Origin of the sequence: Rhizobium sp. BK529 (genome assembly GCF_014194105.1) — a bacterium.
Classification (GTDB): Bacteria; Pseudomonadota; Alphaproteobacteria; order Rhizobiales; family Rhizobiaceae; genus Rhizobium.
Genome location: NZ_JACIAU010000001.1, coordinates 1,539,145 through 1,562,366, shown reverse-complemented (window position 1 = coordinate 1,562,366; position 23,222 = coordinate 1,539,145). Strand labels below are relative to the sequence as shown.

The 23,222-nt window shown below is 58.7% G+C and carries 15 protein-coding genes and 1 pseudogene; 8 read left to right on the top strand and 8 right to left on the bottom strand.

Annotation, left to right across the window (positions count from 1 at the left end; genetic code table 11):
* Positions 1 to 236: 236 nt before the first annotated feature.
* Both FHX08_RS07905 and FHX08_RS07900 read left to right on the top strand, forming a co-directional pair.
* Positions 237 to 1,952 carry a type I secretion system permease/ATPase gene (locus tag FHX08_RS07905; protein WP_132651990.1) on the top strand — a complete coding sequence of 572 codons (1,716 nt, stop codon included), beginning with the start codon at positions 237 to 239 and terminating at the stop codon, positions 1,950 to 1,952.
* Complete coding sequence (locus FHX08_RS07900) at positions 1,952 to 3,247, top strand: HlyD family type I secretion periplasmic adaptor subunit (RefSeq protein ID WP_165911828.1); 1,296 nt, start codon at positions 1,952 to 1,954, stop codon at positions 3,245 to 3,247. Before FHX08_RS07905 ends, FHX08_RS07900 begins: the two co-directional genes overlap by 1 nt.
* Before the next feature lie 71 nt (positions 3,248 to 3,318).
* Here FHX08_RS07900 and fdhA read toward each other — a convergent pair whose 3' ends face one another.
* Positions 3,319 to 4,509 carry a formaldehyde dehydrogenase, glutathione-independent gene (gene fdhA / locus FHX08_RS07895; RefSeq protein ID WP_132651492.1) on the bottom strand — a complete coding sequence of 397 codons (1,191 nt, stop codon included), beginning with the start codon at positions 4,507 to 4,509 and terminating at the stop codon, positions 3,319 to 3,321.
* A gap of 397 nt (positions 4,510 to 4,906) precedes the next feature.
* Entirely contained in the window at positions 4,907 to 7,714 is a 2,808-nt protein-coding gene (locus FHX08_RS07890; RefSeq protein ID WP_245508207.1) for a M16 family metallopeptidase, read from the bottom strand.
* Between the two features lie 152 nt (positions 7,715 to 7,866).
* On the opposite strand from FHX08_RS07890, the gene FHX08_RS07885 reads away from it, so the two are divergent.
* On the top strand, positions 7,867 to 8,004 hold the full coding sequence (locus FHX08_RS07885) for a hypothetical protein (protein ID WP_165911829.1): 138 nt from the start codon (positions 7,867 to 7,869) through the stop codon (positions 8,002 to 8,004).
* A 741-nt stretch (positions 8,005 to 8,745) separates the two neighbouring features.
* Here the strand turns inward: FHX08_RS07885 and FHX08_RS07880 are convergent.
* Positions 8,746 to 10,284: a helix-turn-helix domain-containing protein gene (locus tag FHX08_RS07880; RefSeq protein ID WP_184327071.1), complete on the bottom strand. Its 1,539-nt coding sequence runs from the start codon at positions 10,282 to 10,284 to the stop codon at positions 8,746 to 8,748.
* Positions 10,285 to 10,577: 293 nt separating this feature from the next.
* Positions 10,578 to 11,879: a glycoside hydrolase family 28 protein gene (locus FHX08_RS07875; protein ID WP_132651495.1), complete on the bottom strand. Its 1,302-nt coding sequence runs from the start codon at positions 11,877 to 11,879 to the stop codon at positions 10,578 to 10,580.
* 211 nt (positions 11,880 to 12,090) lie between these two features.
* Between FHX08_RS07875 and FHX08_RS07870 the strand changes: the two genes are divergently transcribed.
* The 3 genes from FHX08_RS07870 to FHX08_RS07860 are packed head-to-tail and all read left to right on the top strand — an operon-like array spanning position 12,091 to position 15,097.
* The gene (locus FHX08_RS07870; protein WP_184327070.1) at positions 12,091 to 13,332 is read left to right on the top strand and encodes an ABC transporter substrate-binding protein; all 1,242 of its coding nucleotides are present in this window, start codon (positions 12,091 to 12,093) and stop codon (positions 13,330 to 13,332) included.
* Complete coding sequence (locus FHX08_RS07865; protein ID WP_132651497.1) at positions 13,329 to 14,282, top strand: carbohydrate ABC transporter permease; 954 nt, start codon at positions 13,329 to 13,331, stop codon at positions 14,280 to 14,282. Before FHX08_RS07870 ends, FHX08_RS07865 begins: the two co-directional genes overlap by 4 nt.
* Positions 14,279 to 15,097: a carbohydrate ABC transporter permease gene (locus tag FHX08_RS07860; RefSeq protein ID WP_132651498.1), complete on the top strand. Its 819-nt coding sequence runs from the start codon at positions 14,279 to 14,281 to the stop codon at positions 15,095 to 15,097. Before FHX08_RS07865 ends, FHX08_RS07860 begins: the two co-directional genes overlap by 4 nt.
* Positions 15,098 to 15,160: 63 nt before the next feature.
* Here the strand turns inward: FHX08_RS07860 and FHX08_RS07855 are convergent, their stop codons facing one another.
* Both FHX08_RS07855 and FHX08_RS07850 read right to left on the bottom strand, forming a co-directional pair.
* Positions 15,161 to 16,906 (bottom strand): glycogen debranching protein, encoded by a 1,746-nt coding sequence (locus FHX08_RS07855; protein WP_184327069.1) that lies wholly within the window; start codon positions 16,904 to 16,906, stop codon positions 15,161 to 15,163.
* Between the two features lie 17 nt (positions 16,907 to 16,923).
* Positions 16,924 to 17,895, bottom strand: coding sequence for an ROK family protein (locus FHX08_RS07850; RefSeq protein WP_245508208.1), 972 nt, complete (start codon positions 17,893 to 17,895; stop codon positions 16,924 to 16,926).
* Positions 17,896 to 18,049: 154 nt separating this feature from the next.
* Here FHX08_RS07850 and FHX08_RS07845 point away from each other — a divergent pair, with 154 nt between their 5' ends.
* Positions 18,050 to 19,249: an ROK family transcriptional regulator gene (locus FHX08_RS07845; RefSeq protein ID WP_132651499.1), complete on the top strand. Its 1,200-nt coding sequence runs from the start codon at positions 18,050 to 18,052 to the stop codon at positions 19,247 to 19,249.
* 259 nt (positions 19,250 to 19,508) lie between these two features.
* Positions 19,509 to 20,645, top strand: coding sequence for an ABC transporter ATP-binding protein (locus tag FHX08_RS07840; RefSeq protein ID WP_132651500.1), 1,137 nt, complete (start codon positions 19,509 to 19,511; stop codon positions 20,643 to 20,645).
* 80 nt (positions 20,646 to 20,725) lie between these two features.
* Here the strand turns inward: FHX08_RS07840 and FHX08_RS07835 are convergent.
* Together FHX08_RS07835 and FHX08_RS07830 are read right to left on the bottom strand one after the other, a co-directional pair.
* Positions 20,726 to 21,564 (bottom strand): annotated as a pseudogene (locus FHX08_RS07835) (IS30 family transposase); the annotation flags it as partial.
* Positions 21,565 to 21,816: 252 nt separating this feature from the next.
* Positions 21,817 to 23,190: an ISNCY family transposase gene (locus tag FHX08_RS07830; RefSeq protein ID WP_184327068.1), complete on the bottom strand. Its 1,374-nt coding sequence runs from the start codon at positions 23,188 to 23,190 to the stop codon at positions 21,817 to 21,819.
* Positions 23,191 to 23,222 lie beyond the last annotated feature (32 nt).

The window sequence follows — 23,222 nt, the reverse complement described above, 5'->3', positions numbered from 1 at the left end:
TAGAATTTATTACTTTGATGGTATAGCGATTCTCTCCGAATGCAATTTGTCTTTATACAGTCGGCTCTGCCAAAGTTATGATGCATTTACCATATCATAGTGCGCGCATCATATTCGCGAAGCTGTGACTGATTTGTCTGTACAATCAGTCCTCAACATTCCACGGAGATTTGATATTGAACGGACTTGGCATCTCGCCAGCTCAAAAGGGCGGGAAAGACCTCAGCGCGGAAGCGATGCGACGCAGCCGCGGAGGCTTAATCGCGGTCGGCGCTGCAAGTGCGCTGGTCAACGTGCTCTATCTTACCAGCTCGTTTTTCATGCTGCAGGTTTATGACCGCATCATACCGAGCCGCAGCATTCCATCGCTGATCGCGCTCATTCTTCTGGCACTCCTGCTCTATGCATTTCAAGGCGGGTTCGACCTCGTGCGTGGGCGCATTCTCGTCCGGATATCGGGGGTGTTCGACGAGGTGATGAGTCGCCGCATCTTCAAGGCAACGCTCAAAGCACCGCTCAAGGGCAAGGTGGCCGGTGACGGTCTCTCCCTGCTGCGGGACTTCGATCAGGTTCGCAGCTTCCTTTCCAGCCCCGGCCCCTCAGCCTTTTTCGATTTGCCCTGGGTGCCGCTCTACGTCGGCATCTGTTTTCTGTTCCATCCGATCATCGGCATCATTGCCATCTGCGGTGCGCTTATCCTGATGGTGCTGACCTATCTGACGAACCGAAGCTCGCAGGCTTCAGCCAAAAAGGCCTACGAACTTGCGACCGAGAGGAATGCGCTCGCAGGTGCAGCGCAGCGCAATGCGGAAGTGGTCCAGGCCATGGGCATGGCCGACGAGCTCTCGGATAACTGGTCGGCGCGCAACGATGCCTATCGCGAAGTTCAATCCAGCAACGCCGATACGGTCAATGGCTACTCGATTGTCTCCAAGGTCTTCCGCATGGCACTGCAGTCGGGCGTACTCGCCGCCGGTGCCGTGTTGGTCATCGAAAACCTGGCTTCGGGTGGCATCATCATTGCTGCTTCGATCCTGACATCACGGGCGCTCGCACCTGTCGAGCAGGTGATCGCCAGCTGGAAGGGCTTTGTTTCAGCCCAGCAATCTTGGAAGCGGCTGCGCCAGACCCTTGCCCTGCTGCCGGAGACTGTTTCGCCGCTCGAGCTGCCTGCGCCAACCCGCGAGCTTGCCATCGAGGCGTTGTCGAGTGGCGCGCCCGGCAAGCAGGAACTTATCGTGCAGGGTGTCAGTTTCACGCTCCGGGCAGGGAACGCGCTGGGCGTCATCGGCCCGAGCGCTTCGGGAAAATCCTCGCTGGTGCGTGCTATCGTCGGCCTTTGGCCGGCCTATCGCGGATCGGTGCGCCTTGATGGCGCCGCACTCGACCAATGGGACGATATCTCGATCGGGCGCCACATCGGCTATCTGCCGCAGGATGTGGAACTCTTCGCCGGCACCGTCGCCCAAAATATTTCGCGCTTTCGCAGCGATGCGCAGGCAGCAGAAATCATCGCGGCAGCCCGAAAGGCCGGGGTTCATGAGCTGATCCTGCGGCTACCGAAGGGCTACGAGACGGAAATAGGGTCAGGCGGCTCCATGCTTTCGGCCGGCCAGCGTCAACGCATCGCACTTGCCCGTGCGCTTTATCGCGATCCCTTCCTCGTCGTGCTCGATGAGCCGAATTCCAATCTGGACATTGACGGAGAGTCGGCGCTCGCCGGCGCGATCCTGAGTGTCCGCCAGCGCGGCGGCATCGTCATTGTCGTCGCTCACCGGCCAAGCACACTCTCCAGCGTCGATCTCGTGCTGGCAATGCGCGAGGGGCAGGCGCTCGCGTTCGGGCCGAAGGATCAAGTGCTCGCCAAGGTGCTCCGCGCCGATAATCTGACAGAGCAGCCAAGACATGGATCGCTGAAGGTCGTCGGCGATAGCAAGGAGCAGGGTCGATAATGAAGAGATCTCAACATTCGCTGAACCGCCACATCCTGTCTGTCTGGGTCCTGTCGATCGCACTTGTCGGCGGCATGGGCGGATGGGCCGCCTCGACGTCGCTTTCCAACGCCGTGGTCGGCCAAGGTACCGTGATTATCGACCAGAACGTAAAGAAGATTCAGCACCTTACCGGCGGTATCGTGTCGGAATTAAAGGCGATGGAGGGGGCTCACGTCCAGGCCGGCGATGTCCTTCTGCGTCTCGACAGCACCTCTGTGAAAGCCAATCTCGCCATTATCGACAGCAATCTTGCCCAGCTCTATGTCCGTCGCGCTCGCCTGCAGGCCGAACGCATCGGTGCAACGAAATTCTCCGCCGACGATATTCCCGCAAACGACCTGGGTATCGCCATCAGCAAAAGTCTGATCGACGGCGAGGTCCAACTCTTCAATGCCCGCCAGTCATCACTTGTCGGGATGCGTAAACAGCTCGAAGAACGCAAAGCGCAGCTTTCTCAGGAGATACAGGGCGATACGCTGCAGCTCGCATCGATCGACGAAGCCACAAAACTCGTCGATCAGGAATATGATGCTGCCAGCAAGCTCTACGATCAGAAGATCGTCACCATGCAGAAGGTTAACGGCCTCAAACGCCAGCGCGTCGAACTCGACGGCAATCGTGGCGAGCGGTTGTCTTCACGGGCGCAGGCGGAAGGCAAGATCGCCGAGATCAACCTGCAAATATTGCAGCTCGACGAAGACCGCAGGACCGAGAATTCGAAGGACTTGACGGATGTCGACGCCAAGACCTCCGAAATGCAGGAGCGTCGCATCGCAGCCGTCGACCAGATGAATAGGCTGGAGCTGCGCGCACCGATGAGCGGCCGCATCTATCAGATGACAGTCCATACTGTCGGCGGTGTCGTCAATCCGGGCGAGGTGTTGATGCTGCTGGCGCCAGATCAGCGCGACCTCACCATCGAGGCGAAGATTGCCACACGCGATATCGACCAGCTGACGATTGGCCGGAAAGTCGATATCCGTTTCAGCGCCTTCGATCAAAAAACGACACCAGAGGTGCAGGGCGACGTCGTATCGATTTCGCCCGACGTCGTGACCGATCAGCGCAGCGGCGCCGATTATTACCCCGTGCGCATCAAGCCTGAACCGGCCAGCCTGGCAAAGCTTACCAACTTGGCGCTCTACCCCGGCATGCCGGCCGAGGTCTTTATCAAAGTCGCGGATCGCACCGTCCTTTCATACATGACGAAGCCGCTGATGGATCAGATCAGCCATACGTTCCGCGAGCAGTGAATTTCCCTGCGCGAGCAGGGATCTTCGCAATGGCTGTGCCGGGGCACTACCGCCCCGGCACTTAATCCCGATCAGGCTGCCTTGGCGACCTCGCCATGCGGGTCGAGAACGAATTTCGTCGCGGCACCCTGGTCGAAGCTCTCATAGCCTTCGGCAGCGTCTTCCAGCGAAATCACCTTGGCATTGACGATGTCGGCGATCGGAAGACGGTCATGCAGGATCGCCTGCATCAGCTGGCGATTATATTTGAGCACCGGCGTCTGACCGGTGTGGAACGATTGTGCCTTCGCCCAGCCTAGTCCGAAACGCAAGGAGAGGCTGCCATGCTTGGCCGCATTGTCCACTGCGCCGGGGTCTTCCGTGACATAGAGGCCGGGAATGCCGATGGAACCGGCGGCGCGGGTGATCTCCATCATCTGATTCAGCACGATCGCCGGCTGCTCGCCGCCCGAATGTCCGCGGGCTTCGAAGCCGACGGCATCGATCGCGCTGTCCACTTCATTGGTGCCGATCACCTGCGCAATCATATCTCCGAGCCGGTCGCTCTTGGACAGGTCGATGGCTTCGAAGCCGACGCGGCTGGCATGGGCGAGGCGATCCTTGTTGAAATCACCGATCATCACCACGGCCGCGCCGAGGATGCGCGCGGAGGCCGCGGCGGCAAGGCCGACGGGCCCGGCCCCTGCGACATAGACGGTCGATCCGACGCCAACCCCGGCTCTGACGGCGCCATGAAAACCTGTCGGAAGGATATCGGAGAGCATGGTGAGATCGCGGATCTTGGCCATCGCCTTGTCGCGGTCGGGCAGTTTCAAGAGGTTGAAATCGGCGTAGGGGATCGTGACATAGCGGGCTTGCCCGCCGATCCAGCCGCCCATGTCGACATAGCCATAGGCGCCGCCGGCGCGCGATGGATTGACTGTCAGGCAGACGCCGGTGTCCTGTGATTTGCAGCAGCGGCAGCGGCCGCAGGCCACGTTGAAGGGCACCGACACGATGTCGCCGACATCGAGCATTTCCACGTCGATCCCTTTTTCGATGATCTCGCCGGTAATCTCGTGACCAAGTACGAGGCCTGGCATGGCCGTCGTGCGGCCACGGACCATGTGCTGGTCCGAACCGCAAATGTTAGTGGAGATGACTTTCAGAATGACGCCATGTTCGATACGGCGCCCATCCGGTGCCTCGAGTTTCGGATCGTCGATGTCGCGGACTTCCACCTTGCCGGGCCGCAAATAGACGACGCCACGGTTCTTGCTCATTTCCGTCTCCTCCGTTGAAATCGGGCCAACGCGCTAGCAGCTCCTCCCGCAGCGGTCGCCTGTTACAGAGTAGACCAGAAAGATCGATGCGCCGTCCCGAAAGCGACGCCTTGCGGGCGAAAATCGCAAACCATGCAAAAGGACAGGGCGCGCCGCTGGATCGACGGAAAGAAGACGAAGTTTCAGGAGGTTTTTCTCGCGCACGATGCGCGCATATTCCTAGCGGGCATAAGAACGATCGGAAGGCATGTGGAGACCGGTTAAATTTGCTTGCGAATCTAGCCGGCCCACCCCAGCTCCGCCATCAAAACGATTCTATCGTTTTGACGCAGACGGGCGAAACAAAATTGAAAGCAGATCCTGAAGCGTGCAATCGCTTCGGGATCCAGTCTGAAACCTATCTTATCGCTGCCGGCAACACCTCGAATTTCCAGAATTTGTCCGGCTGGAAATAGGTCGTGGCGAACCGGCGAATGTCCTCGGCGGTGACCTTGTCATAGCCGCTTAGATTGTCGCGTATCCGCTCAAGACGGCGAGGGTCCGTTTGGGCGCCTTTGAGATACTGCACCCAATATTCGTTGCTCTGCTGCTGGCGCTTCAATGTCTCGATAATCGGCGCGCGGGCACGCACGAGTTCGTCAGACGAGACGTCGTTCGACCTGAGATCGGCAGCGATCTTGTCAACGAGCGCATAGAAATTCTCGATCTTGGCCGGCGTCGTTTCGACATAGAGATAATAGTAGCCATAGCCTGGGATGTCCCACGACAGATCCATATCGCCCTGCGGACTGTAGGTCGCGCCTTCAGCGATACGGAACTGGTCGATCAGCCGGTTTTCGAAGATCTGACCGACGACATTTGCGACAAAGCCCCGCTGGATGTCCGAAAGCATATCGCCGACGGGAGCCGCGACGATGGCTGCGGCGTTATCGGCTCGGCCGCTGTGGGTTCGCATGACAGGTTTTTCGGTGGGAGCGGGGAAACGTATGTCGTCTGTTGCCGTGGCTTGAGTCATGTCCGCGCGGGCCGGCAAGCTGCCGAAGGTTTCGGCTGTCAGGCGGATTGCCTCATCCGCCGTTATGTCGCCGACAACTGTGACATCGATCGGCCCGGTGGAAACTTGCGGCCCGAACAGCGCTTCGAAATCTTCCTTTTTCGTAGCGGAGAGTTGTGCCCGGTCGGGGAAGGTCCAGCGCGGGTCGCCGGAATGGACAAGGCCGGCAAAATCGCGGCTGATGACGGCACCCGGAGTCGCCTCATATTGATCGAGGTTGTTGAGATAGGCCTGCTGGACGCGCTTGAATACTTCCGGCCGGTAGGCTGGATCGGTCGTGTAGGCGGTCATGATCTGCAATTGCGTCGCCAAATCCTCGGTCCGCGTCCGACCGGTGAACTGGAACGAACTGTCATCGACCGAGAAGTCTATCCCGGCGATTTTGGCCGCGAGCGCTTTCTGCAAATCCGGATAATCCATCGCCTTGGTGCCGGACAGGACGACGGCGGGCGATGTCCAGATCGCCAGGGCATGATCGTTCGGCAAATCCAGTCTGCCACGGCCGATATCCGTGCGTACAAGCACTTCGTTGTCACGCAGCTTGGTCGGCTTGACGGTGAGCCTGACACCGTTGGCAAAGCGCACCATCGTCAGGCCGAGATCCTCGACGATACGGCGTTCGGAGACCGTGCCGGGTTCGCCAAAATGGGTATAGGGCCAGACCACGGCTGCCGCACTGGACGGCGCCGTGACCGGAACGGCGCGGGATGCGTCATAAACCTGCCGGACGTCATCTGCGCCGCCCTGCGGTGTTTGTGCCGTCTGCAGCACAAGTTGCGGGCCATTGCCGGAGAAGAGACGCGCGAGCGTCTTGTTGACCTCTGTCGCCGTTAGTCCCCTAGTTATCGTCTCGAACATCGAGAGATCGTCCGCTGGTGATGTGAAGACCTGATTGTCATCGACGCTGTTTGCCAGCATGGATGCGATGTCGGTGCTGGTGCGTGTCGCAGCCCCGGCAGACGCTGCCTGGAGAAGCGAGCGATATTCGGTGATTTCGCGATCGAGCTCGGCCTGATCAACCCCGAATTGCTGGAAACGGCGCTGTTCCTGATCGATCGCCGCAAGCGCTGCCTGCCACTTGTCAGTCTCGGCATTCGCCATCACGACGACGATGTGGGCAGAATCGAAAAGATCCTGCGAGCCGACAGCAGCGCTGATGAAGGGAGCATTGGGCCTGTTTGCCATAGCGCCCAGCCGGCGTTTGAGCACCAGAAGACCGAGATCTTCAACGAGCTGCTGGCGGCGCTTGGCGAACGTATCGTGCGAGGCGTCATAGGGACGTGTCCATGCGATCTGCACACTCGTCGTGCTGCCCGGAACCGCGATGACCTCGGCGCTTTCGCCTTTTTCTCTTAGCGTGCCGAGATCGGGTTTCTGCGGGGCAGGGCTTGCGGCTTTCCAATCGCCGAAGCGCTGCCTGATCTGGGTCTCGATCGCCGCGGGATCGATATCGCCGACGACGATCAACGTGGCGCGTTCCGGCCGGTAGTTGGAATGGTAATAGGCGCGCAGCAGATCGACGGGCGCGTGGCTAATGATGTCGACCTTGCCGATCGGTGTGCGCGACGCCACGCGCTTTCCGGCGAGCAGGGAATTGGTGACGCCGATTGCGGCACGATATTGTGGTGTGTCGCGCAGCCGCTCTTCCGATAGAATGACGCCACGCTCGCGCTCAAAGGCATCGGCATCGAGCGTCAGCTCGCTCGCCGTTTCGCGCATCAGCATCAGGCCGGTGGAAAGCGTATCCGCATCGACCTCGGGCAGATCGAGTGAATAGACGGTCTCGTCATAAGATGTGTTGGCATTGGTATCCGGCCCGAAGGCAAGGCCCTTGCGCTGCAGGATACGGATCATTTCGTCCTGCGCGACATGCGTCGAGCCCTTGAAGGCCATATGTTCGAGGAAATGCGCCAGCCCTTGCTGATTGTCGTTCTCATCAAGCGAGCCGGCACCGATGCGGAAGCGGATTGCGGCCTGGCCCGACGGCGTAGCGTTTCGCATGATCGCAAACCGCATACCATTTTCGAGCGTACCGAAACGGACCCCAGGTTCAGCCGGAAGATCGCTCAGCGTCTGTGGCCAGGGTGCCGACGGGCTCTCAGCACGGGCCGACAACCCCGACATAACTGTTGCGCCAAGCGCGATTACCATCAGGAATCGCGGAAAACTGGGAGATCTCATGGGTTTAAAGCATTCTGTTCTGCAGGTGGGCATGGGTGTGATGTGGGCCACACTATCAGACAGGTTGCATCTCACATCAACGTATATTTTCCCGGATAGGCGCTTCGCCATAAATCATCGCCGTGCGCACGTCCATTACCTTCGCCAACCTCGACATGACGGCGATTCCGCTCGGAGGCGGCGTGCTGAAGGCCGCTCTCGGTACGGTTTGCGAGGAGGAGCGGGGTGTAGTGAGGAAACTGACTATACTGTCATCGTAATATGACAATCTTGACCGCCGCCAATCGACAGCCAAGATCGCGAAAGCAAAGAAGCCTGGCATTGAATAAGGCCGAGCAGAAACGCACCATTGAAGACGCGCAGCGTTGCATCAGAGCCCTTGTTCAATCGAGCATTCGGCCAATTATCTCAATATTACTGGCGACGCCGTTGCCAAAATGTGAGGATTCTAGTGCGTAACCCCACCGGTGCCGGTAGTGGGTGTGCCGCTCGGAGTAGTCGGCGTGGTAGGGGTCGTCGCAGCAGTCGGGGTACTCGCGCTCGGCGATGTGCTTGAACTGCCGTTTGCTTCACTTCGCCCAAATGCTGCGTCCGCTGATCCTTTTTGGGATTTTTCCTTCGCCCACTTATCCAGCTCTTCTTGAAATCGCGCGCAACCCTGCAGGAGCGTTGCTGTGCTTAACAGCACTGCTGAAAGCACGACGATATATCGGATCCGCCCGACTTGAATTGGCATGTGATATGGCCCTCAAAAAAGATTGGTGCGCGGACTTTGTTCGACGCATCGCGCCCGTGAGATTTCAACCAGTTGTTGCCCGGACGTCCCCGTTCTCAGCCAATACGTGATATTCGGATGGGCAACTGCGGTCGTCGCTATCAGGCAATTGTTTGTGCAATATTTGAGAATTGAAAAAACAGTGTCGTAATTGGCCGGAGCGAGCGGCGGGCGCCGCTGACTCTCAGAGCGCTTTTACAGATCTTCTGATTTGGCCGTTGGTGGCCTAGAGGGCGGCGACAGAGCCGATGCTGCGAAGCACAGAATCAGGAATGACTCGTTTGCCGTACAATCGCGACACATGCGCAATCATGTTGCGCATGACATTTGCGCGGCCCTGTTCCAGGGTGACGTGGCGCGCGGAGGTGAAGTAGAGATATTCGATAGCCCTGGCAGCGTGATCTGGACCAAGTGCCGCAAGTGCGTGCTCCGACGCTTCCGGCAATTTCTGATCCGGCGCAGCGACCATCCAGCCGATCATCAGCCGGATCTGAGGCGGGCAATCCGAACCGAGATCAGCCATGTCGGTGGCCCGGGCTGCCGAAGACGCGCTGTGGCCCGCAGCCAGCAGTGCGATATACTTAAGAACTCTCATGTGGCGGTGAAACTCCGAACCCGGTTCGGCCGCTCTGATGCCTTGATCGAAGATTCCGACAGCTTCATCAAAACGCCCGCGCGCATATCGCAACTGCCCGAGAATGGGCAGGCCGGCAGTGGAATCCAGTGTGCGGGCGAGGGCGCGCTCGGCAATTTCCTCGGCGAGATCAAGATGGCCCCGGTTGATGAAGTAGAGAAGCTTGGCAGCCCCCAGCATCAGCAGAGGCTTGTCCTCGATTTCAGGCAGGCACTCCAGGACGGTTGCTTCGATCTCGCCCTCGATGCGATCGCGTTCTTCCAGGCTCATGCCGCCATCGAACGGACTGGTCAGGACAAGGCGTGCAAAGAGATGCAAACCCCACTGAATCGCGGCGTCGGCATTGAGGGGGTCCTGCGAGCGGCCTTCGGCAAGCCGCTCGCCGCTTGCCAGCCATTTCGGATTCGAGGTCGACAGCAGATTTGAGGCGCTTCGGAGCCGGGCTTCAGGCGTTTCATCCAAAAGTATGCCGAGCCCGTTCGAAGCCTCTTCGAGGGCCTGTTGCAACGCATCGACGACGCCTTGGGATACGCGCGTCGCCTCGTTCACGAATGAGATATTATCAGTGACATCGAGATGCAGACGAAACGCTTTCACGATGCGCTTCGACGGCATTTCCCGCAGAGTGGCCGCACAGTTGAGCCGGTCGGTGTCGGCGTGAAAACTCACCTGCAGAAAATAGCGCGACTTGTCGTAGGCAGAGAGAAGATTTCTGTCGGCAATAGCGACCTTGCGACTTCCGCCGATACCGACAGCAATCAAGTCGCGCAGCTTGTTCATCAAGGACAGGCCCTGTTGACCCAGGGGATGTTTCTGAATCTCGAAGCTCGAGCCGATAATCAGGAATGCATCGATTGGACCGGGCCGAGATGGGGTGGCAATCCAGACATAACCCTCGCCGTATTGGGTCGCGATGTAGATCGGTGATTTTGCATTATCACCCAGCTTCAGCCGCAACCTGTTGACCAGAAAATCGATATTGCGATCGGAGGAATCGGAGCCCGGTTGAGCGATTTCATCCAGCAGACGGCTGCGCGTCATAAGACGTTGCGGATTGCTGGTGAAAGCGAGCAACAGGGCGCGCTCGTTTTTGGTGAACTGGAGTGTCTGCCCGTTGCGATGGGCAAACATGCAAGCTTCATCGATTGTCAGATCTCCAAAATGGAGACTTTTTGCCTTGCCTGTATCCGCAAATGAAATCATGTCAATTCCAACCGCCCTGACGGGCGATCACCGCAACTCGGGCACTGGACCAAACCTAAAGTGCAAGGCTTATAAGACCGGCTTGCGTAAAACAATATACGTCGTTTGACAGAAGCGAGGCGAGGGGACACTTATCGGCGTTAGCTCTGATGGCAGAATGAAGCCGCGGCTTCGAGATGAGCGCGCGCGCCACCTGCCGCGGAACGGAGGCTTGGCCGTCTTCAGGAGATCAACGCGACTGTTGCCGGATTCCATCCTGCAGGCAGCGGTTCGGGCCGGCGGATCGTCACGTCTTGCAGCTCGAGTCCTGTCACATTTTGCGCAAAGACGCCCGGCAATCCACCCGGATAGTCGAAAAGCCCGACGATCTTCCCATCCTGTCCGCGCACCCAGGCGTTGCCGCGCCCTTCAGCCCCTTTCGGCGGCGCGAGATCAGCATTTGTCGGTCGCAGGTCGTACTGCTTCGCTGTTCCAAGCGGTCCCTCGTCCATTTTGATATCGATACCGTGCAGAACGATACCGTCGATACCGCCAGCTTCCTCCGCAAAAAGATTGATGGCACCGTGACTTCGCCCTGAGACGTTCTCGACCAACACCGTTTGGACCGCTCCTGCAGGACGCTCCGGACGGCGCGTGAGCTTGGTGATTGTAAATGGTTCGCCAGAGCCCCAGAACCCGTCAGGCGTCTCGCTGCAATCGAGCTCGATGTCGCGAAAGACGACATCTTCAACCTTGCCGCCATCGCGCGAAAAGATGCCAAGGCCACGGTTGGAATTCTCGATCCTGCAGCGCAGGAAGCGGACCTGAGATATATCGCCGAAGCTCTCCGTGCCGATTTTGAGAGCGCAGCTCTTGCTCTCGATCACGCTGTCGGAGATCTCGATCCGCTCGCAGCGCCCAATTCCTTTGTCGCTCAAGCTCGTCTTCAGGCACACACCGTCATCGGCGGTGCGAATGACCGCCTCGGAAATAGCGACATCGCTGCAACTGTCGATGACGATCCCGTCCGTATTGGGCAGCTGGCGGTTATTGGCGACCCGAAATCGTCGTGCGACGATATGGCGGCAACGCACGAGGTGGATCGTCCACATCGGTGAATCCGCGATATGGATGTCTTCCAAACGAATGTTCGTGCAATCCTCAAAAACGATCACACGTGGGCGTGCGGCTACCGGAGTGAAGGTACCGACTTTATCGTTAAAGCCAGTGTGGTAGGCATCGCCATGTCCGTCGATTGTGCCTTTGCCGACAATGGATATGTTCGTGGCGTTCTGCGCGACGATATAGGCACAGTTTGAGGACTCTGCGAGCACGCTGACGGTGTTTTCGGAATAGCGTTCATAATCAGCGATGAATGTGAGGATAGCACCTTCCTCGATATGCAAGGTAACATCGCTTCTCAATCGGAGCGCACCTGCCGAGTGGCGGCCGGGTCGCAGGAAGACCGTTCCGCCGCCTGCGGAAGCGATCCTGTCGAGCGCCGTCTGGATACCGCCGTCCATCGCTTCAACGAATATTTCCATCACGCGCCTCCCGTCTATTTTCCACATTTCATAGGCGTGCGAAATTTATTCGTCAACAGGACGAACTAAATAGCATCGAACCGAATGTGTTATGTTGACAGTCGGTAAAACTCGTATTTAATTCGTCATGGTTACGAACAAAGCCTGCGGGAGTAATGGTTACAGGCGGTTCATGTAGAATGTCGGAAAGACAAACCAGAGAGGGAGAACTATGAAAACGTTAAAGACAATTCTAATGGCCGCTAGCGCCATGGCGATGACGATGTCGCTCGCCGCAGCCTCTGAACTCAAGCTCGTTTGGTATGTCGATAACGATCAGGAAGAGGCGAATACGCGCGCTCTGCTCGATCAGTACACGAAGCTGCATCCCGAAACGACTTTTGATCTGGAAATCACGCCCTATGACGGGATGGTCCAGAAATTCCAGCAATACGCTGCATCCGGAATCATGCCGGACCTGTCGCTGACCTCCTCGATGGAGCCAGTCATCAGGCCCTTCCTAGTTGACCTCGGCAAGGAGATCGGACCGGAGTGGATCAACGACTTCGTCAAGGGGTGGGGCGATGGGGCCAAGCTCGGCGACAAGGTGATCGCCGCCCCTCTGCGCGTCACCTCGACGGGCATCTTCCTGAACGCTGACGCCTTCAAAAAGGCAGGCGTTGCTATCCCTGATGCGGCGACCGGTTGGACATGGGAAGAGTTCATTCCGAAAATCAAGGAAGTCGCAGAGAAATCCGGCACCCGTTATCCGTTGGTCTGGGACGTTTCTGCGAGCCGCTGGATCGTTCATGAATATCAATACGGCAATCACATCTACACCGAGAAGGAACCCGTGAAGGTCGTGATGGACGAGGCGGCGTGGACTGCCACCCTCGACAAATTCATCGACATCACCAAGGCAGCCATGCCGCCGGGCCTATGGAGCGGGGCAAGCTCGGACAATCCGAAAGAGTTGTTCACGGCCGGTCAGGCGGTGGCCTACATGTCCGGCAGCTGGCAGATCGCCGGGCTGGCAACCAATGCGCAGTTCGCCTGGCAGGCCGGACCGACGCCCCGCGGGACCGTCGCCTCATCGATCTACGGGGGTGATTATATCGTCGCCTTCAACACCAGCCAGCATCTGCCGGAAGCCGTGGAATTCATAAAGTGGATCACGTCGCCGGAGATCCAGGCCCAATATGCCAAGACCTTCGGCATGATCCCCGCCAACCTCAAGGCGCCGCCGGTCAAGTCTGACAATCCGGCTGCGACAGCCGCGATCACCGCGATGCAGAATGAACTGAACGCGAGCCCGGCCTATGCGGCAACGGACCAGGCCTGGCCGCAGATGCAGTCGGTTTGGGGCACGGTGAAGTCAGCCGTCACTCAAGCCGTCGCCGGCCAGATTTCATCAGCCGATGCCATCGCGCAGATCAAGAAGGCTGCCGACGACTCGCTCGAGGCGAGCAAGTGACGGCGGTGATCCCGCAGCAAGGCAGTTCGGCACTGGGTTTTCACCCGGTGCCGAAAGGCCGACGCAATAGCCTTTTCAATGTCAGTTGGCCGTATCTGCTCATGCTGCCGACGATCGTATTGCTGGTCACCTTCACGCTTTACCCACTGGTGCAAGGCCTCCTGATGGCATTCTTCAGGCGAGGCGTGGTGGTGGTTCCGCAGGTGCCAAGCACCCTGCCGCAATATGTGGGCTTTGATAACTTTCTGGGGCTCTTGAGCAATGCCGACTTTCAGACGTCGCTCGTAAAGACGGTGCTCTTCGTCGTCATTGCCGTGCCGCTGAACATCGTCGCCTCCCTGGGGCTGGCGCTGCTTCTGTCGCCTCAGACGAGGTTCTTCGCGGTTGTCCGGACGATCGTCTTTTTCCCCTCGATGATCAGCCTGTTGATCATCGGAGTCTCATGGCGCTGGCTCTTCGGCCTGAACAACGGCCTCGTCAATTATCTGCTGTCACTAGTGGGAATTGCTCCGGTTCCGTGGCTGGAACAAGATACCATGGCTCAGATTGCAATGATCATCGCCTGGGTTTGGGCTCAAGCCGGCTTCAATATGATGATCTTCATCGCCGGCCTGACTGCGATTTCGTCGGACTATTATGAAGCCGCCTCGATCGACGGCACCAGCAAATGGCGGCAGTTCACGCATATCACATTGCCGCTTCTCAAGCCGACGATGGCGGTGGTTCTGGTTCTGTCGTCGATCGAAGCCTTCAAGGTTTACGAACTCGTCGTGTCATTGACCGGGGGAGGGCCCGGCAAGGCGACCGTGTATCTCATTCAGACGATCTATGACACGGCATTTCAAAAGCCGATGCAGGCCGGAGTCGCCGCTGCCCAGTCGATGGTTCTCTTCGTCATTCTTCTGCTGCTGACGATTGTCCAGTTGCGCTTGTCGAGGAGCGAGAAATGACACGGATTTATTCGCCCTGGCGGCTTGTCTTCGTGGCACTGACACTCTTCATTTTTCTCATGCCGCCGGTGTGGCTCTTCCTGTCATCGCTGAAATCGCAACAGGAAATATTCCAGTGGCCGCCGACCATTTTTCCGGCCCAAGTAACGCTGCAGAACTTTATTGAAACAGTGTCGCGGGCGAAATTTCTCGTCTTCTTCCGCAATTCGGCAATCGTTTCTGTGCTCTCGGCGCTGCTGTCCGTCACGATCAGTGTCATGGCGGGTTATGCGCTCGCGAAATTCAGGTTCAAAGGCGACACCCTGTTTTTCCTGCTGATCATGTCGTCTCTGATGGTGCCGCTGCAGATCGTCATGATCCCGGTATTTCTTGTTCTACGCGATCTGCACCTTCTCGATACGCTCGCGGGCATTATCATCGCTCCAGCCGCCACGCCCACAGGGGTATTCCTGATGCGGCAATACATCACCAACATTCCCGATAGCCTTTTGGAGGCTGCCCGGATCGATGGGACGCCGGAGTGGCGCATCCTGCTGAGGATCATAGTGCCGCTCTCCATACCGGCGATCGGCACGCTTCTGGCTTTCAATCTCGTTTGGCGCTGGAACGACTATCTCTGGCCGTTCCTAATCATCACCGATCAGGACAAATGGACTGTCCAGGTCGCGCTCGCCAATACGGTTGGACGATTCGGCATCAACTGGCCCCGGCTGTTATCGATGTCGGTCCTCTCGGTTCTACCGGTGCTTGTCATGTTCACGGCGCTTCAGCGGATGCTGATGAGCGGGCTGATGGCCGGAGCGACCAAGGAATAAAGAGAGCATCCAGATCAATGAAAAAGCCGCCTCCGGGCGGCTTTTTCATTGATTGTCTGGCCTTTAGGTCAGCGCCGCCGAGCGGAGCTTGTCCTTGTGGGCGAGGGCGGCCATGGCAGGCATGCTGCTCCATCCCTGAAGCAGCGAGCCACGGCCCCATGGCGGCGCAAAATATTCGACAGCGCCCATCCACCCTTCTTCCAGGCAGGTTTCCCACCAGCGCAGCAACGGGTATTCCGCACCTGCAAGGCCATGCGTCAGGCGCTGTTCCGCATAAAGACCGGACAGGTAGGGCCAATCCGATCCATTGTGATAGCGATAGGCGAAGGCCGACTTCGAGCGGGTGTCTTTGGACCGCTTGAAGGGCGGGAAGGCGCACATCACGCCCCAGTCGCCGTAGGGCTGCTCGCTATTGTTGCGGCTTTCCAGCAATGCCTCCACCTTGCCAAGAACAGTTCGCGCGCGCTCGGGCGAAACGGCGCGATAGCGAAGCAGGGTGAGGCTGTCCAACGTCAGGTGGTCCTCCACGAAATCATCCTTCATGCCGTAATCTGCATAAGTTCCGGCTGGCTGAAGAAGGGCTTCATCGACCGAAGCTCGCGCCGTCGCAACCGTCGCTGCCGCCTTTGCGGCAATTTCGCTATCGATTGCAGCGCCATATTCGACGATGACATCGAGCGCGCCGATCCAAAGGCCGATATCGTACGAGACGTAGCCGTGCCGATAGACGTTGTCGGCCCAATCGCGGTCGTGGTTCGGTTTGACCGGCAGGCCGTTTCCGTTCACGGCCAAATCGCGATAGCGGTTGAAGATTGCGACGACCTTGTCCCAATGGGCCGACAACGGGGCACAGTCTCCAGTCGCGCGGACATAATCACCGATTGTCAGAATGAAGAATAGGGGGCTATCAAAATGGTCGCTCCACCAATCGCCGGGTCGCAGATGCTCCTCCTTGATGCGAGGATCCGTTCGGCGAACCTTTTCCCATTCTTCGGCTTGACCCGGGCCGGTGAGGATGACACCGCTCGGGGCTTCCCCATCTGGCTGAATGCCACGCGCAAGCAGCTCGATCTGCGAGCGTATGGCCTCGGGCGCCCGTTCCAGCAAGGCCTGAAGTGTCCAGTATCCGTCGCGATAATAGGTTCGTGCTGGTGCGCTGTAGGCTTGGCCGGCAGCAAGGCCGCCAAAATCACCATGCTGGTCCTGACGAATGCTTGAAAGGGCGGCATGAAGGCTCTGCGAGATCATGCTGCGCATCAGCGGGGGGGCTTCAGGCATCTCGTCGCAGCGCGCCACGTAGGCGTTCGCTTCGGCGATCACGTCCTCCGGAGTGAGGTCGAGAGCCCGGGTGGCTTCTTCGATCGATGCGCCGGCGCTGAGAAATATTCCGTCCGGCCGTTGTTCGGCGATCACCACCCCCCATCCGGTTCGGACAATCCGTCGTTCACTGAGCCGCTCGACCGGTTCCCGCTTCGTCGTGCTTCCCCACCAGGCACAGCGCTGCGAGGCTACGATTGTCCGCAGTCTCGCTCCCTTCAAAAACAGCGCCGGCGCCGATTGGGCCACATAAAGGCCGCCGCCGCCGGTCTCGACGCGGTTCGGAGCATAGGTGAACGGCCGACGCCAACCGCTGAAGGTGAGGTTTGCGATCTTTCCACAGCCCCAGAGGGAAATCTCGATCTTCCCGTCGGGCCAGCAGTCCCCTTGTAGGCGCGGAGCCATGAACGGCAGCAATACCGGCTTTTCCGAGACGAGTTGCCCGTCGGCAATCGGAGTAAGGATACGCGGCTTTACACTTGGCTTCGTCATGGGCGAGCTTCCTGTGTTCATGGGGCTGTCCGGATGGAAAGTTCGTGCAAACCAAGCATGAGGGCGCCGCGCATTCCTGCCTCCGGGCCGAGAGAAGTCGGTTCGATCTGGACCGCAAACGGCAGCAAGGACGATACGTGCTGCGAGACGAGTTCGACAAATTCGGGGCGCGAGCCGATACCGCCTCCGAGCACCATCAATGCCGGATCGAATACCGCCTGAACGGACGCGAGGCCGACCGATGCGGACTTTGCAAGCATCGCAATGGCGGCGGACGCCTCGGTATCCCCCGATCCTGCTCTGCGGAAGATCTCGCTCACCGGCACAGTTCCATCCCGATAGAGGGCACGCACGGCCGGTGAATCGACCTGGTCCTCGAAGAGGCCAGCCCTTGCTTTCGGTGCGGCATCGTGCGGATTTGCTCCGAGCGGCAGAAGACCAAGCTCCCCGGCGCGGCCGTGGTGACCGCGAAAAAGTCGGCCATCGATAACGAGCCCCATGCCAACCCCCGTTCCGAAGGCGATGAAGGCGAGGGACCTGCAATCGCGCGCCTTTCCAAGGGTAGCCTCGGCAAATGCCGCCAGATTGACGTCATTTTCGACAATCACGCCACACGGCAACCCGGCCCCGAGGAGCCGAGCCAGCGGCTGGTCCGCGGGGATTGCGAGATTCGGCGACAACGAGGCAAGACCAGTGCAAGGCGAAACGGCGCTTGGCACGCCAACGACTGCCTTGAGCAGGGGGCCGCGAACGTCGTGTCGCTCCGCGAGCGTCAAGATCATGCGCACAATCTGCTTGAGAACAGGAGCGCCTTCGCCGTGTGCGGTTGGCTCTTCCATTGTTGCCAGGAGCTCACCGTCAAGGTCGGACAGGCCTGCGAGCACCTTGGTGCCACCAAGATCAACGCCAGCAACCAGACCCAAGGCTTTCGTGCGACGATTGCCAACCGCCGGCCGCAGATCTGGCGCGATAGTTGAAATATTTGACAAACGCAGCTCTTTTCATATATTTGTTCGGCAGGTTGACGAATTTATTATTGCCGAGCCTCTGGTCTGTCAACAACCAGTTTGAAATTGACGGTCATTCGAGGAAAAGGCAGAAGCAGACGAAAAGCGGAACGTACATCACCGGGAATATTGGCCCATGGCATTGACTGAGAACGCACCCCCGGTGCTGCGACAAATTTCGGTTCGCGCCGTCATGGACGTGTTGCTGCATACCGGTCCAACATCGCGGGCAGACCTGTCGAAAATCACCGGGCTCTCAAAGCAGACAATGTCCGAGGTTATCCGGAACCTGGAAGAGGCCGGCTGGGTTCGGGAAAAAGGCGTTACGACGGGCCGCATCGGCCGCAGCGCTATTACCTACGAGGTGAACGGCGCTGCCGGCTACGCCGTCGGCATCGATATGGGCGCAACGACGACGCGGATCGTGCTCGGCAACATCGTGGGCCGCGTCGTCGGGGAGGTGGAGTATCCCTCAGATCGTCGTGGCGGCTATCATCAGTTGGAACAGGTTCAGACAGAACTTGCTCGGATCCTTGACGACAGCGGAGTCGCGCGCGAGCATGTCCTCGTGGCCGCTATTGCTACTCCTGGCGTCGTCGAACCTACGACCGGCGCACTGTCGATGGCGCCGAACCTTGTCGATCTCGACGGCATCGATATCGTCCGCACGCTCGGAGACCGGCTTGCTTGTCCGGTAGTCCTGGAGAACGACGTCAACGCAGCCGTTATCGGCGAGTCCTGGCAGGGCCACGCTGTCGCGATCGATACGATGGCATTTATCTCGCTTGGCACAGGTATCGGCCTTGGCGTGCTTCACGATGGCAAACTGATGCGGGGAGCGAGCGGCGCGGCCGGCGAGATCTCTTACCTGCCGTTCGGTGCCGATCCCTATGCCGAGGACAGCCTGGAACGCGGCGCGCTGGAATGCGCTATTGCAGCACAAGGAATCCGCGACCTCTACCACCGTTCAGGCGGTGCAAAGGATACGTCCGTTCGAGACATTCTGAGGCTTGCCGAAGAGAAAGATCCGATTGCCACCGAAGTTATCCGGAGGGTGGGGGATATTGCGGCACTACTGGTCGTGTCCGTGAATGCCATCGTCGATCCCACCATTGTCATCATTGGCGGCAGCATCGGCAGCCACCCTTTGATGGTCGAGCGCATTCGCGAAGGCATCGCCAAGGCCAGCCGGCGCAGGATAGCGGTCGAAGCAAGCGCCCTTGGCAATCGCGCAACACTGGTCGGGGCGCTCGCGATCGGTCTCAACCACCTGCACAACCTTCTCTTTTCTCCGCAAGCTCTTCCCGAGCAACGGCGCCTCCCGCCGCCGGTCTGAACGAATGCGCAGTAGCGCGTCCGCCCATCTAGGGCCGACATTCGATTCCCGAGCAGCCACAAAGGCCAGCCGTTCCGGATGCAAATATACTGGAACTTCTAGGCGTTTGGAGCGAATGCACCCCGCACGGAGAGCACATATCAACGCAAAGTTCATGTTCGTCATCTTGACGAACTAATTCAATCCCCGCAAAGTGCCAGCTGGATTACACCTCGATCAGCGACCTTCGCTCGAAATAGCTTACTAGGAGAACGTGGACATGGCGGGCTTGAGATTGAACGATGTCAGAAAAAGCTTCGGTCACCTCGATATCTTGCATGGCATCGATCTCGAAGTGAACGAGGGTGAATTCGTCGTTCTGGTCGGCCCGTCCGGCTGCGGGAAGTCGACACTTCTGCGATTGATCGCAGGACTTGAGAGCGTGACAGGCGGAAGTGTTCTGATCGGCGACAAGGATGTTACGCAGGCAGCCCCGGGCGAGCGGGAAATTGCGATGGTGTTTCAGTCCTATGCACTCTATCCGCATATGACAGTCGCAAGAAACCTGTCATTCGGCCTCGAAAACCTCAAAATGACGCGGGCTGAAATCGATGCCCGTGTCATGGAAGCGGCACGAATGCTGGCGATCGAACCGCTTCTTGACCGGCGTCCAAAACAGCTGTCGGGGGGGCAGAGGCAACGCGTCGCGATCGGACGCGCCATCGTTCGAAACCCCAAGTTGTTTCTTTTCGACGAACCGCTCTCCAACCTTGATGCAGCGCTTCGTGTCCAGACGAGAGGCGAGATCAGCCGTCTCCACAAGCGCCTGGGCGCAACGATGATCTACGTCACGCACGATCAGATCGAGGCGATGACGATGGCGGACCGCATCGTCGTGCTGAACGCCGGCCGCGTCGAACAGATTGGCACGCCGCTCGAACTCTTCGAGACGCCGGCCAATCGGTTTGTCGCGGGGTTCATCGGATCTCCTCAGATGAATTTTTTCGAAGGCGAGTTAATTTCCTGCGGCCCGGGTGGGGTAGCCTTGCAGGTACCCGGTTTCGGTGCGCTTAACGTGCAGATGGAGGCTCCGGACGCCAAGATCGGCCAGACGGTCACGCTCGGCGTTCGCCCAAGTCATTTCGGCCTGGCACGTGATCGAGCCCGCGACGGTCTTCGCGTTCGCTTTCACGTCGACTATGCCGAAAGCATCGGAACGGAAACCTATGTTTACGGGACCGTCGAATCCAGCGAAACCGCCGCGGTCGTCCATCTTCCCGATCATGTAGCGATCGCAGATCGGTCAATTCTAGAACTCGTCGTCGAGCAACATCGCGTCCATGTATTCGACACACAGTCGGGCGCGGCGTTTCCAAGACTGAAAGACGACCCAGCGATTGCCGTACGCGCTGACTAGACTGGCTGCCATCGGCAGAGGGGCGAGGGAGTCGCCTGTGGTGCAGCGAACTAAAGTCAGGGCGATCAGACCGCGCCGTTGTTGGCGTTTTCGACAGTTCCCTTTTGCCACGGTGCACTCGGGTCGCAGAACCAGCTACGCGCGCCGATCCCTTCTTCCAAAGCCCTGAATCCGGCAAACTCGGTACCGCGATCAAAGGTGAAGCTTTGACGCGCAAAGGCTGGCAGAGGAGAAAAAGCTCTGATGATCTTGTCCATGATCGGGCGAGAATGCCGGCTTGGTTCTTGATGAGAACGGTATAGCGGCTCTTGCGCTCCACCAGAGATGTCACATTGGCATGGCCGAGTGGACGTTCGAAGATGAGGAGGTCGCCTTCCCAATGCCCGAATTGCGATCGATCTCCAATAAAATCAGGACGTTGAGATATACGATGCGAGGCCGGAAACACACCGTCGCGCGGCTTCCTGGAGCGCAGTGGACGACGTTTGCGGCGCGCTTCCGGGAGATACTGATAGAGGCCAAGCCCGTAATCTTCCTTGCTGTAAATGAACCGGTAGATTGTCTCTTTACAGACGCGCACGAGGCTGCGCCCCTCCAACAACAGGCGACCAGCGATCTGCTCAGGAGACCAGCGTGCCTCCAACTAGGTGATGATCTCCTGGCGCAAATTCGGGTGCCGCCGCAGCTTTCTCAGCCGGCGTCGTCGGTCCTTAGAGATATCGTGCGCGACCGTACTGTAGTAGCCGTCATAGTCCGGCAGTTCGCGATCATGAAACGTGTTGCGCTTGATCTCGCGGTAAATGGTGGAGCGGTGACGGCCAAGTTGGCGGGCCATTTCGTGGACGGGAACATTTGCCGCCATCAGCTGCTGTAGGCGTCGTCGGTCGGCGAGAGCAAGCTGCGTATAGCATCGGGACATGCCAAAATCTCCAAAGTGAAGCCATTGAAATCATTGGCATGTCGCACTTGGAAATAGAATGTACCCCCGTTACACACGCTGTGGCGGGGAAGTTGGAATGTCCGGTTTTCCGCAAAGTAGAAATGTCCGCTTGGCCGCCAGGCGGCACGACGATCAGCCCCGATCTGACCGGCTGATCCGGTTGCAAGATCAGATCGGGGCGGGTGAGGGACACCCCTTCGGCTTTAGCTTTGAGACTATCCGATCGAAGCCTTACTCCGCAGCTTCAAGCTTGGAGAGCGCCTGCTGACGCCGGGTAATAACCGCAGGATCGCTCGTGAAGTCCGTCTTCCGGCCCGGCTTGCGACCTCGCGGCTTGTAGCTGATCTTCTCGCTGTTGGTCTTCACCTTCGGCGCCGGTCGCTCGTCCTGGCGCTCCTTGATATAGGCCAAGAGTTCGCCGAGCCGCTTGTTGTCGGTGATCGCGGCGTGCGTCACCCGCTGGTCCTTGTCGAACGTCTTATAGGGCAGGGAATAACCTTTCCAACGCACGTCCAGTCGACCGTCCGCATAGGCATAGGTCTCGACATAGCGACCAACCAGACCGCGCGTCACCTCGGTCTCCTCCAGCATGATCCGCTTGCGTTCATACGAAAACGTCAGCTGCGATCCGACATAGCGCTGCTCGCGCTTACACAGGATCTCCATCAATCGATCCGGCGCCAGGTTTATCGGCCGATGCAGATCGTCTGGCCGGGCAGGGATGATCGCAAAGCGCGCATTGTAGTCCTTCATGAAGCCCGGCAAAAAAGCATTGCCGGCCTCCATATTGTCGATGCCAGCCAGCCTTAATTCCTTGACCAGCCGATCCTGCAGCGTCCGGTTCATCCGCTCGACACGACCTTTGGCCTGGCTCGAATTTGCGCAAAGAATCTCGATGTTTAGTTCCGAGAGTGCACGGCCGAACTGGGTCATACCCTGACCGCCCTTGGCGTCCTTCTTCGCCACCCGAAACACCGAATGCTTGTCGGAGTAGAAGGCTACAGGCGCGCCGTGATGCTTGAGATACATCGCCAGCGCCTCGAAATAGCTGAAGGCGCTTTCCGAGCGCACAAAGCGCAACTGCATCAACCTGCCGGTCGCATCATCGACAAACACAAGCAGCGAACACGGATCGCCACGATCTTCAAACCAGCGGTGCTCGGAGCCGTCGATTTGCACCAACTCGCCATAGGCTTCACGCCGCAGCCGCGGCTGATGAAACGTCCGCCGTTGCTTGCGTGATAGCCAAAGACCAGCATCCACCATCCAGCTGCGCAACGTCTCGCGCGACACACGCAATCCATCGCGCTCGGCAAGCTTCTCGGCGGCCAGCGTCGGCCCGAAGTCCGCATAACGCTCGCGAACCAGTGTCACCGCATAATCGCGAACACCATCACTAATCCGGTTGTTCGACGGCCGACCGATCGCCCGGTGCCGGATCGACGCTGCGCCGTCAGTCTTGATCCGCTCCAGCAGCCGACGCACCTGACGCTCGCTCAGATCAAGCACATGCGCCGCCGACACCAGCGTCATGCGACCGGCGATCACCTTCGACAAAATCTCGATCCGCTGCAGATCACGCTCGCTCATCGCAATCAGTCCCATCCGCAATCTCCCAGGTCATCAAAACCCGGGGA